Below are 12,939 nucleotides of genomic sequence, written 5' to 3' on the forward strand. Positions count from 1 at the left end.
TTATGGCTAGTGCAAAAAAACAGACGCAGCATAAGAGCACTCTGAGCGATAGAGGTTTGGCGTATTTGCTGAGTCACGCTCATGCGCTTTTTTCCAGTCTCGGCCGTCTGACTCGGTCGCCGTTTACCTCGATCATGACGGTGCTGGTTTTGGCGGTCACCGTCTCATTGGCCGGCAGTTTTTATCTGTTGGTCAATAACGCCCGGCAGTTGACCGGCAATCTGGAGTCTAGTAATCAAATTTCGCTGTTTCTAAAAACCACGGTTTCCGATGCCGCCGGTAAAAAACTGGCTAAACAAATCGGCGAGAATGGCTTGGTTGAGCAAGTTAAAGTCATCAGTAAATCTCAGGCGATGGATGAATTCAAGGCTTACAGCGGTTTTGGCGAGGCCTTAAATACCTTGGACAGCAATCCGCTGCCTACCGTTATCCAGGTGTTGCCGAAAAATTCCCTGCAGGACGAAGCCGCCGTCGAAAAACTGATGCAAGAGCTGGGGGAATATCCGCAAGTGGATTTCGTGCAAATGGACATGCAATGGGTTAAGCGTCTGCAAAGCATGATGCAATTGGCCGGGCGCAGCGTGACCTTATTGAACATTTTGCTCGGTTTTGCGGTGATCTTCATCACCGGCAACACCATTCGACTGGAATTACAGAATCGCCGGGAAGAAGTCTTGATTGCCAAACTGGTGGGGGCGACCCATTCATTTGTGCAGAGACCCTTTGTCTATACCGGCTTGTGGCTGGGTTTCTTCGCCGGTGTTTCGGCGTGGGTGATCGTCACGATCATGGTCTGGGTCTTGCAAGGTCCCTTGGAAAAATTGTCGCTGCTTTATGACGGCAGCTTTCATATGCTCTATTTTAGTTTTTCAGAGGCGCTGTTGCTGTTGCTGCTGTCGACATCGGCGGGTGCGCTGGGGGCCTGGATTGTGCTGCATTACCAGCTCAGACTGATTAAACCTCAATGAGCCGGGAACTTGTAAAATGATTAGCACTCATATTCGATGAGTGCTAGAATTCCTGGCAAGTTTAAACTTAATGAGGTGAATATGAGTAATGCATTAGCTTTACCAGTCAACTTATCAGTCGGAACCTTTGATTCCTATCTGAATGTGATCGGTCAGATACCGAAATTGACGTCCGAACAGGAGCGTGAGCTTGCGCTTCGTTACAGAGATATGGGGGATATTGAGGCGGCTCGTGAACTGGTAATGTCAAATTTGCGTTTTGTCGCTCATGTCGCCAGAGGATATAGCGGTTACGGTCTGCCGTTGGCCGATATCATGCAGGAAGGCAATGTCGGCTTGATGAAGGCGGTGAAACGCTTTGATCCCGATATCGGAGTACGGCTTGTTTCTTTCGCCGTGCATTGGATCAGAGCCGAAATTCATGAATATGTCATTAAAAATTGGCGCATCGTCAAGGTCGCGACGACGAAGGCGCAGCGAAAGCTGTTCTTCAATCTGCGCAAATCCAAAGCCGGCCTAGGCTGGCTGTCCAAAGATGACGCCGAAGCGATTGCGGAAAACCTCGATGTCGATATTAAAACCGTCTATGAGATGGAAAAGCGTCTCGATAGCCGTGATATGGCGTTCGATCTGTCGACCGATGAGACTAGCGAAGAACATAGTTCGGCGCCGGCCACTTATCTGGAACAACAAGGCGCCGATCCGGCCTTGCTGCTGGAAAATGCCGATTGGAAAGGGCATAAAGAAGATTTATTGACCACGGCGATGGCCGAATTGGATGAGCGTAGTCAGGATATTCTGGCGAGTCGTTGGCTGGCCGACGAAAAAGCGACCCTGCATCAGTTAGCGGAACGTTATCAGGTTTCCGCCGAACGCATCAGGCAATTGGAAAAGAACGCGATGAAAAAACTGAAGGCGGCGGTGGTTTTGGAAGCCTGATAGATCGAAAAAAAACGTAACTATTCAGTATCTTTCAGGGTTTAGGGAGTAGACCATTGATTTCTCGGGACGCGTGAATACTTCCATGTAAGCTCTGACTGCAACGTCCTGTTGCAGACAGCCCGATAAATCAATAGCCTACTCCCTCTGATAAAAATACGCTGAATAATTACAAAAAAACTTGGCAAATCGATCTGGTTTGCTTATAATGACATTTCTTTGCCGGGGTGGTGAAACTGGTAGACACGCTGGATTCAAAATCCAGTTCCTTCGGGAGTGCCGGTTCGATTCCGGCCCTCGGTACCAGGACAAAGACCGAACAGGTCCGGTTAGAACCTGAAACCCGCAAGCCGCAAGGCTTCGCGGGTTTTTTATTGTCCGCTAATGTCCGAGGAAAACCGCCTAAATCCACTTAAAAATGTAGTAACTTTTGCAGTAACTGTTAAAATCGGGGTGTTCATCTCGAAAAGTTACTACATTTTATGGCTAGAGACCTCATCAAATCTGACTTGACGATTAAAGCCAGTCAGCCAAAAGACAAGCCTTACCGTTTGAATGATGGCAAAGGTTTAGTGCTTCTTATCAATCCGAATGGTTCAAAATACTGGCGATTGAATTATGCTTTTTTCGGTAAGCGTAAAACCCTTTCCTTGGGGACCTATCCCGCCATCAGTTTAAAAACGGCTCGATTAAAGGCGATGGAATGTCGCCAACAAATCTTAGAGGGAATAGATCCTTCCCAAGCCCGACAAGAACGCAAGCAGCAAATCAAACAATCGTTTGAAGACGAACAGCGCCAGGCCGACGGCATACCGCTGGAAAATTCGTTTGCCGATATCGCGCAAAGATGGCTTGAGGATTTCAAACCGACCGTTGTACCCGCTACCTTCAGCCGATCTTCCAGGCGGATCGAAATGCACGTCCTGCCGTATTTAGGCAATAAGCCGATTGCCGATATCAGAGCGCCGGACTTGCTTGAAGTCGTGTTACCCATTGCCAAGCGGCAAACGGTCGAAACCGCGCACCGGGTTTTAAACCTTTGTCACCGTATTTTTAAATACGCCGTGGCTCATGGCTTGATGGAATACGACCCAAGCCCGGCGGTTGCCGATGCCTTGCCTTCCAATAAGATTAAACACCGCGCCGCCATCACCGATCCTCGGCAAGTTGGCCAACTGATGCGCGATATCGACAAATACACCGGAACCTTTGTGGTGCAATGCGCGTTGAAGCTTTCGCCGTTGATTTTCGCCCGGCCTGGCGAAATCCGGCAAATGGAATGGAAGGAGATCGACCTGGACGCCAAAGAGTGGCGCTACTTTGTCACTAAAACATCAACAGAGCATATTGTTCCGTTATCCCGGCAGGCTGTCGAGGTGTTGCAGTCGATTCGTAAATTAACCGGACAAGGCCGCTATGTGTTCCCCAGCGCCAGAAGCGACAAACAGCCGATGAGTAATAACACGGTGAGGCTTGCCATCCGAACTATGGGCTATGATGCCGACACCATGAGCGCCCACGGCTTCAGAACCACGGCCAGCACCTTGTTAAACGAACAAGGGTGGAGTGCTGACGCGATAGAGCGCCAACTAGCGCATTCGCCGCGCAATAAGGTTAGGGCGGCCTATAACCGGGCGCAATATCTGGACGAGCGCCGCCGCATGATGCAAGCCTGGGCCGATTACCTGGACGGCCTTAAAAACGGCGCCGAAGTAATACCGATCAGGAAACAGGTATAATCATATTGCCGGGCTAGGTTTAGCGGCTGAAACGCTGGATTCATCACCCAGCTTGCCCGGTTTCCTTTCAGTGATGATGCACTTTGATGGGGTGCGTATGAGTTCCAGATTGCCTAAAAGGGCGCATTCTGTGTTGACTGACCCGGAAAGACACTTCATGAAGCGCGATAAACCCGTGGTTGAGCGGTTGCTTGATTGCCGCGACTCGGGATTTATCCAGGCTTTCGAACACATTGACGAAAATATCGAGAAATCTTTAGGCTCAGGTGGTCTTGCATGGGTTATTTTTCTGCAAATGTTGGTTGAATATTCAACCGATTATGCACGGGAAAAGAAAAAAGAAATTAGTGATGCTAAGAATGAATATGATGAAAAACTGGCGGAAATATCAAAGACGGCTGACAGCTTATCGAGACAAATAAAAGCAGCTCAATTATTGGCTTCAAAATATGGCTTTTTCGAGAGTGCAGATTGCCATCCATTTAAATTAATAAAGAATGCGGCTGATAATCAAGCGGATTCTGAAACTCGCCATAGGTTTAATGATCGGATAGCTGATGGCGTTAATGACGCTAGACGGGGATTTGATCTTAAATACTTCCCAGATATTCCAAATATCATCGATGAAATATCCCGCCAGTATTCAATGGGGTTTAAGGTTTCAGATGACGCGATGACGCCAAAAAAAGCCGGTAAAATCAATTTTTTCTGCGAGCATTTTTTTAAGGCTATTGACCATCAAATTGAAACAAGGCAATTGCCTTCAACAATCCTTAATATTGCAGAACAGGAATTGGCGGATGTTTTGCGGGTTTCGCTAGGGGATGAATCAATTAATGTTCAAGATGTGAAAAACTTCAAACAAAGTCAAAAAAAGAAAAAAGTTTAAATATGAGTCGTTTTTTCTAAACGTATTTATACCGACAAAAAATAACATGTCATTCAAAATACACCAACGTTCAACGAAAGCCGTTAAAGGCAAGGTGTTTTACATGAGTGTTCATCAATTACCCACTACGGGTTATCTGAGACTTCCGCAAATAATCGGCGATCCCAAAAAAGGCGTTCCCGCCATTATTCCGATTTCAAGGACCAGTTGGTATGAAGGTATCAAAGCCGGTCGTTACCCAGCGCCGGTGAAATTATCCCCGCGCTGTTCCGCCTGGCGGGTGGAAGATATTAAACGCCTCATCGATGAGGTGTCCGCGTGATGTTGGCATTGACAGCGAACAAAACGGCGGCTAAGATTAACCCGCACTCGCAAAAAACGAGTGTCGGGCGTGGAAACCCGCAACTGACGATTAAAACGTCGATCTTACAATCTGGCGTTTTTTTATGCGCGTCATTCAGCACGGCTTTAAACCGTGTCGCATCTGTTATGGCGGGCTTTTATGGGCAGCGTTTGGCGCTGGCCGCTCCAGTTGGCGGTTTTCCACCCCATTTAAGCCCGTCACCCGATACCGTGGAAAGTATCAGTGGCGGTTATTCCGAATCAACTGGGGAAACCGCTATGGTTAATCACGTCCAAAATCCGCCCAAAATTCCGGGCAAATCACAATCAAAATTCGACCTTTTCAAACACGTCAGCGGCGTTAAGACGCTGGTCTGTCGCGGCCTGTCGTCGTCGCAGATTCAAGCCTTATTGCCAGAACTGCAAGGCCGGTATGGCTTGAAGTTCATCGGCATGATGGAGGGTTGAATCATGGCTATATCAACCACAGAAACACAAGCCAAGGAATTGGCGTTAATCGATGTGTGCCTGGAGATCGGCGACATTGCCGGGTCAAACTGCCATTACACCGCCGGATTAAACCGCCGTATTGAGCAAACCGGGAAATCGGTCGAGCAATTGACCGTTGCCGAATTATTGCAGCTGCATCGCGAATATAACAACAAATTCAACAAAATATATGGGGGTAAATTATGAACCCCATCACCACCCAGGCACCCAAAAAGCGATCATTGTCTGATATTTTAGCCAGGCAGGCCAAAGAGCGAGGCCTGGAGCCGATGATTTTGGAGGCCGATTTATTATTGAAACGCATTGCCGATGGCGGCCACAGCGGCCAATTTCTGGCCGATGCCTTTATCAGCGCCTACTGCACCGATCAACCGTTTAATCATTCCCTGAGTGAACTGATCCGCCTGGATGCGGAAGGCTTCCGCCTGTTCCATGAAATTTTGCATATCCGCCACGTTTCCGGTTGGAGAGATGAAACATATTATGAAATTGAGCAAAAAATTAAAGAGGCAACCAAAAATGATAAATGAAAAATTCACAATTACTATCAACGGCAACAAATTTGAAGCCCCTCAAGGAGATTTTATACCAAAAGCGGCGGAGTCGCTGTTATTGGCCGGCCATCTGCGGCATATGCTGACTGCTTGCGAGGAGCCGGTGAAATTGGATATTTCTGATGCAGACCGAGAGACGATCGAAAAAAGGCTAGCTGAGCTGGAGGAGTGGCTTCAGCCTTCAATCACCCGCCTTGGTGATGTTGTAGCATCGGTCGATATCGAAGAAATTGGAAAATTTAGCCTCAATTATTTAGGCCACACAATAAGCGCCTTCTCTGAATTGTTGGCCATGGTTCAGGAGGTGATGCGCAGATTGGAAGAAGACAAAAAGGCATAAAAAAAAGCCGGCAGAGCTTCCAGACCCTGCCGGCTTTTTATCCAAGAACCGAGGAAACCTTAACGGTTTCCGCTGAGGGAGTCAACATGAAACATAAAAAATTTACGCCATACGGCGCAATGCTTGCCGCCCGGCAGCAATTTAACAATCCGCCGGACATCGTTGTTGTCTGCGTCGGCCAAAATGGATGGGCGGCGGCAAAAAGCTGGAACGCCCAACAAGGTTCTGATGCCCTGGCGCTGGTATTGCCCCCAGGAGAGCCGCCGGAGCGGTTCCGGTGGCCGGTGAGCAATTGCTTCTGCCTCGTCGAATGGTCCAGCGGGCCGGGCAGGGATTTAATCATCAAGCTGGTTGAGGTTTTGCTTTCCGGCGAGGCGTTATCCGTCACCGTGATTCCAAAATTCAGCGATTTTAAGCGCCCAGCGTGGGTGAAAATAGGCGACGAATGGCGGCAGCAGCGCGAAGTTATCCGCACTTATAACAGGGTGGTGCGATGACATATCTTCCTGAAAAAATTACCTCAGAGCATCTTGTTGGCAAAAAAAAACACAACCGCCCCGGCGAAAGGGGCGAAAGGGGCGAAACCCCAGCAACCACGGGAACATCGACCGGGCGAAAACGGGGCGAATCGAGGCGAAAACTGGGCGAAAATGTTTATCAATCGCCTAAGTATCCGGTCGAGGCGCTTGGTCCACTAGCCGCTGTTTGCCGAACGATTGCTGAAAATGGTCAGGTCGATGCGGCGTTGGCCGGGCAGTCTTTACTATCGGCGGTGTCGCTATGCTCACAAGGTCTGTACAACGTTCAAACGCTTTTCGGCGTCAAGCCTTTATCGCTTTATTGTCTGACTGTCGCCGATTCCGGCGACGGCAAAAGCACTGCTGAGGGTATAGCATTAAAGGCGATCCGGGAGCATGATCGGGCTGAGCATGAGCTATATAAGTCCAAAATTGAACAGGAGGATGAAAAGCCGCCCAAACAGCGGCAAGAAATTATATCGCCTTACCGGATGTGTAACGATGCGACTGTTCAGGGTGTTATTCGTAGTCTGAAAACAGGCTTTCCTAGCCAGGGCGTATTCACGGCTGAAGGCGCGGTAATGTTGTGCGGCTGGGGCATGAGTCCAGAAAATAAGCTCAATACAGCCGGAAATCTTAATCGCTTTTGGGATGGTGAACCGGTCTCTGTCATGCGTGGCGGAGAGGGTCGAATGCAGCTTTATAGCCGCCGATTTTGCGCCCACTGGCTGATTCAGCCGGATGCGGCACAGGAGGCCATGAATGACCCGGCTTTATCAAACATAGGCCTGTGGCCGCGTTTTCTGATTTCATGGCCTGAGCCTTTACAGCCTCGCAAATTCAAGCCGTTTGACTTCGAGCAAGACAAATATATTAGCCCCTACTGGAAACGATGCTGGGAGTTGTTAGATAGCGATGTGATGGGTGCCGATAACGAATGTGGCAACTTAAAAACCATCCCGCTGAGCAGCGGCGCCCATGATGAGTTTATACAATTTTTTGAGTCAATGGAGCGGTCACGTTCCAGCAAAAACGCGCTAAATTTTGTTAAAGCTTTTGCGGTCCGCGCGACCGAGCAGGCGTGTCGAATTGCTGGAAATTTAGCCGTATATCGTCACCACGAGGCCCCCGGACGAAATCGGTTTGAGGTGTCCATTGATGATGCGGAAAACGCCATCGATATAGTTAGGTATAGCTTGGAGACATGGCGCGGCATTTTCAGCAGCCGCGAGGACCGGGAGCATGAGCAGTGGGCGCGGCAGCTTCACGCCTGGCTGTTAAAAAGACCAGGGCAGCGGGCGAGCGAATCGGCAATGTTGAAGACGGTCACGCCGAAGTTGCTACGGTCTAGGCATAAACGAGATACGGCGTTAGCAATCCTCCAAAATTGCGGATTAGTCAAACGAGCCACTGACCAGTCTCCTGATGGCGTTACCCGGATATTGCATAACGAGTGGATGGCTATAGCCGATGATTAATTTTGTGCATAAATTCGCCTCGATTCTCCCCGTTTTCGCCCGGTCGATGTTCCCGTGGTTGCTGGGGTTTCGCCCCTTTCGCCCCTTTCGCCGGGGCGGTGCTGAAATGTTTTTATGTCGTTGCGGTTCCGGGGATATTTGAGGATGAAGTATTCAACTCACATTAACTTATCCGGGATCGATCATTACAGGCTTTCTGACTGCACCGACCTGGATGACTGGCTAATCCTAGATTACATACACGATTGGAGCCGTAGCCGAAGCCTTGGGGTGTGTCGGCGTGGTGATTATGTTTGGCTTAACTTTAAAACAGCACTCGATCAGATGCCGATATTACGGGTTAAAGAAAAGTCCGGTATTTCCAAGCGTATTAAAAAATTAACAGCTCTTGGTTTGATAGTGACTCATCAGGATGATGAAGACAAGCGGCTTTTTGTAAAACTTACGGAGTTGTTTTTTAAGGTTATGGGATATAGGAAGGATGAAAAAAAGGGTGTTGACTTAAATCAACAGGGTGTTGACTCAGATCAACATTCACTAGAAAACTATTACAACCTGTCAATCATCAACCAGGTCGGTGAAACCGAAATTTTCCCGATGAATTTGGAATGGAAGCCAGATGTTGCTCTGTTTCAATCACTATTAAAAAAAGCAGGTTTTAAATTAAGCCAGGTTGATCGAGTTTGGGAGGCGGATTTTATTACCTATTGGTGGTCGAACCCTGAGCGGCAATATACGCAGGAGGAATGGACGCGCCGCCTCGCTCTGAGGATGATTGATTATTTGCAGTCGCCGGGATTGTTTGACCGCTTGCAAGGGGTTTATACAGATGAGTAGTTTTTACACCAGGAGGCTAGGCATGACGAAAATACAGCAATTAGGTTTTGCCCGGTACTCGGATTATTGGCTTTACAGAAAGCAGGAGGCGGAACGTCATGAAGGGTGATAAAAACAAAAGGGTCCTTCCAGCAAATCAGGAGATTGCGGGTAATTCGAGGCCCGATTTCTCGCTATTCCCGAGCGATTTATAAAGGGGTTATAATTATGCAAGATGTTGATAATATTAGTGTTATTGACCTTTCAAAGCCTGTGAGTCAACAGGTTTTTGCCGATGCGGTCGGCATTACGCAGCCGGTCGTCAGTGATTTGTGTCGTAGGCAGATATTGAACCAAGGTGGCACCTTCGGCGACTGGGTCCGCCGGTATTGTGGGCATTTGCAGTCACAAGCGGACGAACGCGCGGCCTGCGGTGATCTGGATTTGGCATTCGAACGGGCGGCGCTGGCCAGGGCGCACCGGGAAAAGATTGAAATGCAGAATGACGCCAAGCGCCGGGAATATGGGCCGATCGACGAACTAGACGCTGGGGTTGATCGCGTCCTGGCGGCGGTGTCTGAGCGAATAGGCACGATACCCAGCCGTGTTGAATCATCGGTTGTGGCGCTGACGCCTCATGAAATGAACATTGTTTCCGGGGTGGTGGATGAGGTCCAACAGACCTTGAAAGAGGCTAAGATTAATTGGTTTGATGAACAAGACGGGGAAGAAGTTGATGCTTGAGGAACTGCTGGAGATCGAAGAGCAGCTGTCCAGCAAGGGTAGATTGCTGGAGCAGCAAAAAGCATTCTTACGTGATGCGATAACTCGTTATAAAGATGGCGAAAGTCTGGATGATGCGTTCAGAAAGGCTGTGATGCCGCAATCTGGCCGGGGCAAGCAGTCGGTATCCTATCGGTCGGCGAAAATGTCGCGGGACAGGAAATTGTTACGCGCTTTCAGCTTATTGGAAGGCAGTCATTGGGCGCGGTGCATCGAGCTGGCTAGGTTGTCCGCCAATATACACCGGGCGATAAAGTCAGAGGCGGTTAATCCGACCAACGAGGTCGAGCGCCTGATAGTTAGAGCCATCGATTCCGGCGTTCCGCTGCCGAGGGACACGCGCGGTTTTCATGATGCGTTAAAGCCTTTTTTCACTGATAAATCAAATACATTCAATCGCTCAGTGAGCAATTAAAAAACTTTAATCCGCCACTGGATTGAAATTTTTTCATTTTGTATTCTGAAACCCTGTTAAATCAACTGAGGTCAAAATGAAAAAATTTAACATTAGAAAATGGAAAACAATGCAAAAGCAAAAAGCTGAGCTTCATCAAATTTATCGCAATGCCAGCGACAATTTTGATTATGAAAGCGAGGTCTATAGCCGCAAATTCCAACATTTTGCCAGCTCTCATAAAGATTGTGACACTGCCCTTGCTATCATCAACAGCGACGCCAAAACACTTTCAGCTGTTGAAATAGACAATAAAATTCACGAAATTACCCATGACTGGGCCGCCATCTGTAAAGACTTAAATATAAGTAAAGGCTTCATCGGCAAACATGCCTTGACTGAGCTTTATAAACAGCTCCACGAGCGCCAAAAGTCACGCGAAATCAAGGATCAAGCCGCCGAAGCTCAGGAAAACTATGGCAGGTGTTTTAACCAACTGGAAGAATTTGCAAGCAAGCATGGAAAAGGGGATAAAACTGTTTATTCGCCAGCACCGGATGCCGGCTTAATCGCATAAAGGAGCAACTCATGGATTCTGAAAAATTGAAAACATCCCTCGAAAAAAGCCGAAGCCAGGCATTGAAAGAGCTGCAAAATCTGCGCGGGGAAATAGAGCAAATCAACGACGAAATTCATTGGCTGAACAATGCGCCGTTGCCGTTGGATGACGCCTTGGTTAACATCGACCGTTTTATTAAAAACTACTCAGACGCCAGCAGCGTGGAACAGTTTTTCCACGAACGCAAAATAGCCAGCCCCGGCGTTTTTGATACAAAAGTTGATTTTGACCGCATGATTATTGATCCGAGCGGCAGTGAGCGAATTATAAACGCCGCCGCCAATGTTGCGGATGTGCTAATCCCAATCTTCGGCGACACCATGCGCCGGCATCTGCATGACATGGCAAAGCGCGAAGCCTCTAACATCGAATCCGGCCCGCCATTGGCTGAACGTCCTCAACTAAAAGCGGACTTGCTGAAACGCCGCTATGCGTTGGAGGTGGAAGAAGAAGCGTTAATCTGCGCCACCGAGGATTTGGGCATGGCCGGCTTTTACCGCCGATCCGATGTAAACCCGGAGGTCGTGTTAATGATGGAGGTTGAAGATGAACCAGTCAAAGCAAACGTCTAAAATCGATCCCGGTTGGAGCCGGGCCGCTGATCGGGTCAACGCCATGCGCGGCTTGCCACCAAAGCAGCCACAGAGCACGGAGCCATCAAGCCAAGAACCCGCCGACGCGGAATTGCTGGCGGAAGAGCTGGAAGGCGAGCAAATACGCCAATCATTCCAAGCTCAAATCAATGCCAACAGCGAAAAAAAACAATATGGCGAGAACCCCATCAAACTGCTAGTTGCCGCCTTTCCGGCGTTGAGTTCATACAGCGGCCAGGGAACATCTCGGGCCTTCGACCGAAATATCGAAGCCTTCCAGTCTAATAACCGGCTGAAGGCAATTTATTCTAAAAATCAGCTTATTGCCCTGGCAGCGGCCAAAACCCTAGCGCCGTTATTGGACTGGCCGCCCGGCAAGCTTAATCAGTTGCATACGGCATGTTGTCGCATCGCAAAAACCCATTTGCCTGAGAAGGGAGCGCAAAGAATATGATTTTTACGGAAAAAGCCTATGGGCTACCAAAGGAAAATTTGGAAAGCCTTTTTGACATCGAGGCGCGTTTGCCGCGCACGGTGTCTGAATCATCGATGATAGCGCCGCAAGCGCTTAAAACAGAGTCGGCTCAGGCCATTATTCAAGTTGACGGCGTGTTATTTCCAAAATCCAATATTCTGACCTTTTTTGGCTTCGGAACGGCCTTGTCTGACATTCAGGCATTAATGACGCAAGCGGCAAGCGATCCTCAGGTTAAAAAAATCGTCCTGAATTTTTCCTCGCCGGGCGGTAGCGTCACCGGCGTTAACGAACTGGCGAACGCCATTAAGGCGATGAACAAGCCGACCGTGGCCTATGTGTCCGGCATGGCGGCCAGCGCCGCTTACTGGTTGGCCGCCGCCTGCGATGAAATCGTGATCGATGCGACGGCGACGCTTGGTAGCATCGGCGTGGTGGGAATCTACAGCGCCAAAAGCAAGCGCGAGATTGAAATTGTCAGCAGCAATGCGCCACACAAGCGCCCCGATCTGGAAACAGACGCCGGGCGGAGCGTTGCACAGTCCCACGTCGATGCCCTGGAGTCGGTTTTTGTTAGTGCGCTGTCGCAATTGCGGCCATCGTTGAGTCAAGACCGCATTAAGGCGTTGGGCGGTGATGTGCGCGTCGGCGCTAATGCGGTGCAAGCCGGCCTTGCCGATGGCCTGGGCAGTCTGCAAGGCATTATGCAAGGTCAGCAGGCGAGTAAACCGGCGCTGTCTGCGCTGGCCGATGATGAAATTCAGGCCGCGCACGGTTGGAAGCAAGCCGCTGATAAGGTTAGCGCGTTACGAGGCGGAGGTAATGGTGTTAAGCCAGGAAACGGAGCAAAGAGTATAAAAACCGCCCAAGGCCGGGGAAAGCTTGGGGGTAAAGAGTTTAAAAAACCGACCCAGGCCGGGGAAAGCTCAGGGGGTTGGGGCGGGGCCATAGCCAAATTCAAAAGAGATTATGGGAGATAAAA

The 12,939-nt window shown here is 49.3% G+C and carries 18 protein-coding genes and 1 tRNA gene; all 19 read left to right on the forward strand.

What is annotated here, in order from left to right:
• Window positions 1-2 precede the first annotated feature (2 nt).
• The 19 genes from ftsX to Q9L42_RS10510 all read left to right on the forward strand — a co-directional run bounded on the left by ftsX (window position 3) and on the right by Q9L42_RS10510 (window position 12,937).
• Window positions 3-968, forward strand: a complete 966-nt coding sequence (gene ftsX, locus Q9L42_RS10420) for a permease-like cell division protein FtsX (protein ID WP_305908494.1) — start codon at window positions 3-5, stop codon at window positions 966-968.
• A gap of 81 nt (window positions 969-1,049) precedes the next feature.
• Window positions 1,050-1,907 (forward strand): RNA polymerase sigma factor RpoH, encoded by an 858-nt coding sequence (rpoH, locus tag Q9L42_RS10425; RefSeq protein ID WP_305908493.1) that lies wholly within the window; start codon window positions 1,050-1,052, stop codon window positions 1,905-1,907.
• A gap of 221 nt (window positions 1,908-2,128) precedes the next feature.
• A tRNA-Leu gene (locus tag Q9L42_RS10430) sits at window positions 2,129-2,213 on the forward strand.
• Between the two features lie 176 nt (window positions 2,214-2,389).
• On the forward strand, window positions 2,390-3,646 hold the full coding sequence (locus tag Q9L42_RS10435; protein WP_305908492.1) for a tyrosine-type recombinase/integrase: 1,257 nt from the start codon (window positions 2,390-2,392) through the stop codon (window positions 3,644-3,646).
• Between the two features lie 157 nt (window positions 3,647-3,803).
• Window positions 3,804-4,535 (forward strand): hypothetical protein, encoded by a 732-nt coding sequence (locus Q9L42_RS10440; RefSeq protein WP_349431021.1) that lies wholly within the window; start codon window positions 3,804-3,806, stop codon window positions 4,533-4,535.
• A 103-nt stretch (window positions 4,536-4,638) separates the two neighbouring features.
• Window positions 4,639-4,857 (forward strand): helix-turn-helix transcriptional regulator, encoded by a 219-nt coding sequence (locus tag Q9L42_RS10445; protein WP_349431022.1) that lies wholly within the window; start codon window positions 4,639-4,641, stop codon window positions 4,855-4,857.
• The gene (locus Q9L42_RS10450) at window positions 4,857-5,345 is read left to right on the forward strand and encodes a hypothetical protein (RefSeq protein ID WP_349431023.1); all 489 of its coding nucleotides are present in this window, start codon (window positions 4,857-4,859) and stop codon (window positions 5,343-5,345) included. The genes Q9L42_RS10445 and Q9L42_RS10450 overlap by 1 nt, the downstream gene beginning before the upstream one ends.
• 3 nt (window positions 5,346-5,348) lie before the next feature.
• The gene (locus Q9L42_RS10455; protein ID WP_305908488.1) at window positions 5,349-5,573 is read left to right on the forward strand and encodes a hypothetical protein; all 225 of its coding nucleotides are present in this window, start codon (window positions 5,349-5,351) and stop codon (window positions 5,571-5,573) included.
• 35 nt (window positions 5,574-5,608) lie between these two features.
• Entirely contained in the window at window positions 5,609-5,917 is a 309-nt protein-coding gene (locus Q9L42_RS10460) for a hypothetical protein (protein WP_305908487.1), read from the forward strand.
• On the forward strand, window positions 5,907-6,281 hold the full coding sequence (locus tag Q9L42_RS10465) for a hypothetical protein (protein WP_305908486.1): 375 nt from the start codon (window positions 5,907-5,909) through the stop codon (window positions 6,279-6,281). The genes Q9L42_RS10460 and Q9L42_RS10465 overlap by 11 nt, the downstream gene beginning before the upstream one ends.
• 86 nt (window positions 6,282-6,367) lie before the next feature.
• Window positions 6,368-6,778 (forward strand): hypothetical protein, encoded by a 411-nt coding sequence (locus Q9L42_RS10470; protein WP_305908485.1) that lies wholly within the window; start codon window positions 6,368-6,370, stop codon window positions 6,776-6,778.
• Window positions 6,775-8,277, forward strand: a complete 1,503-nt coding sequence (locus tag Q9L42_RS10475) for a DUF3987 domain-containing protein (protein ID WP_349431024.1) — start codon at window positions 6,775-6,777, stop codon at window positions 8,275-8,277. Before Q9L42_RS10470 ends, Q9L42_RS10475 begins: the two co-directional genes overlap by 4 nt.
• Before the next feature lie 144 nt (window positions 8,278-8,421).
• Window positions 8,422-9,114, forward strand: coding sequence for a DnaT-like ssDNA-binding domain-containing protein (locus tag Q9L42_RS10480; protein WP_349431025.1), 693 nt, complete (start codon window positions 8,422-8,424; stop codon window positions 9,112-9,114).
• A 252-nt stretch (window positions 9,115-9,366) separates the two neighbouring features.
• Window positions 9,367-9,837 (forward strand): hypothetical protein, encoded by a 471-nt coding sequence (locus Q9L42_RS10485; protein WP_305908481.1) that lies wholly within the window; start codon window positions 9,367-9,369, stop codon window positions 9,835-9,837.
• Entirely contained in the window at window positions 9,806-10,291 is a 486-nt protein-coding gene (locus tag Q9L42_RS10490) for a hypothetical protein (RefSeq protein WP_349431026.1), read from the forward strand. The genes Q9L42_RS10485 and Q9L42_RS10490 overlap by 32 nt, the downstream gene beginning before the upstream one ends.
• 76 nt (window positions 10,292-10,367) lie before the next feature.
• On the forward strand, window positions 10,368-10,847 hold the full coding sequence (locus Q9L42_RS10495; protein WP_305908479.1) for a hypothetical protein: 480 nt from the start codon (window positions 10,368-10,370) through the stop codon (window positions 10,845-10,847).
• Between the two features lie 11 nt (window positions 10,848-10,858).
• Complete coding sequence (locus Q9L42_RS10500) at window positions 10,859-11,461, forward strand: hypothetical protein (RefSeq protein ID WP_305908478.1); 603 nt, start codon at window positions 10,859-10,861, stop codon at window positions 11,459-11,461.
• A complete protein-coding gene (locus Q9L42_RS10505) occupies window positions 11,436-11,936 on the forward strand; it encodes a hypothetical protein (protein ID WP_349431027.1) in 501 nt (166 codons plus the stop codon). The genes Q9L42_RS10500 and Q9L42_RS10505 overlap by 26 nt, the downstream gene beginning before the upstream one ends.
• Window positions 11,933-12,937, forward strand: a complete 1,005-nt coding sequence (locus tag Q9L42_RS10510) for a S49 family peptidase (protein ID WP_349431028.1) — start codon at window positions 11,933-11,935, stop codon at window positions 12,935-12,937. Before Q9L42_RS10505 ends, Q9L42_RS10510 begins: the two co-directional genes overlap by 4 nt.
• Window positions 12,938-12,939: the final 2 nt, after the last annotated feature.

Origin of the sequence: Methylomarinum sp. Ch1-1, from assembly GCF_030717995.2 — a bacterium.
Classification (GTDB): domain Bacteria; phylum Pseudomonadota; class Gammaproteobacteria; order Methylococcales; family Methylomonadaceae; genus Methylomarinum; species Methylomarinum roseum.

What these genes read in the sequence shown, in the direction of transcription:
- ftsX (WP_305908494.1), top strand. Translation starts at nt 3, where the DNA reads ATGGCTAGTGCAAAAAAACAGACGCAGCATAAGAGCACTCTGAGCGAT.
- rpoH (WP_305908493.1), top strand. Translation starts at nt 1,050, where the DNA reads ATGAGTAATGCATTAGCTTTACCAGTCAACTTATCAGTCGGAACCTTT.
- Q9L42_RS10435 (WP_305908492.1), top strand. Translation starts at nt 2,390, where the DNA reads ATGGCTAGAGACCTCATCAAATCTGACTTGACGATTAAAGCCAGTCAG.
- Q9L42_RS10440 (WP_349431021.1), top strand. Translation starts at nt 3,804, where the DNA reads ATGAAGCGCGATAAACCCGTGGTTGAGCGGTTGCTTGATTGCCGCGAC.
- Q9L42_RS10445 (WP_349431022.1), top strand. Translation starts at nt 4,639, where the DNA reads ATGAGTGTTCATCAATTACCCACTACGGGTTATCTGAGACTTCCGCAA.
- Q9L42_RS10450 (WP_349431023.1), top strand. Translation starts at nt 4,857, where the DNA reads ATGTTGGCATTGACAGCGAACAAAACGGCGGCTAAGATTAACCCGCAC.
- Q9L42_RS10455 (WP_305908488.1), top strand. Translation starts at nt 5,349, where the DNA reads ATGGCTATATCAACCACAGAAACACAAGCCAAGGAATTGGCGTTAATC.
- Q9L42_RS10465 (WP_305908486.1), top strand. Translation starts at nt 5,907, where the DNA reads ATGATAAATGAAAAATTCACAATTACTATCAACGGCAACAAATTTGAA.
- Q9L42_RS10470 (WP_305908485.1), top strand. Translation starts at nt 6,368, where the DNA reads ATGAAACATAAAAAATTTACGCCATACGGCGCAATGCTTGCCGCCCGG.
- Q9L42_RS10475 (WP_349431024.1), top strand. Translation starts at nt 6,775, where the DNA reads ATGACATATCTTCCTGAAAAAATTACCTCAGAGCATCTTGTTGGCAAA.
- Q9L42_RS10480 (WP_349431025.1), top strand. Translation starts at nt 8,422, where the DNA reads ATGAAGTATTCAACTCACATTAACTTATCCGGGATCGATCATTACAGG.
- Q9L42_RS10490 (WP_349431026.1), top strand. Translation starts at nt 9,806, where the DNA reads ATGAACAAGACGGGGAAGAAGTTGATGCTTGAGGAACTGCTGGAGATC.
- Q9L42_RS10495 (WP_305908479.1), top strand. Translation starts at nt 10,368, where the DNA reads ATGAAAAAATTTAACATTAGAAAATGGAAAACAATGCAAAAGCAAAAA.
- Q9L42_RS10500 (WP_305908478.1), top strand. Translation starts at nt 10,859, where the DNA reads ATGGATTCTGAAAAATTGAAAACATCCCTCGAAAAAAGCCGAAGCCAG.
- Q9L42_RS10505 (WP_349431027.1), top strand. Translation starts at nt 11,436, where the DNA reads ATGAACCAGTCAAAGCAAACGTCTAAAATCGATCCCGGTTGGAGCCGG.
- Q9L42_RS10510 (WP_349431028.1), top strand. Translation starts at nt 11,933, where the DNA reads ATGATTTTTACGGAAAAAGCCTATGGGCTACCAAAGGAAAATTTGGAA.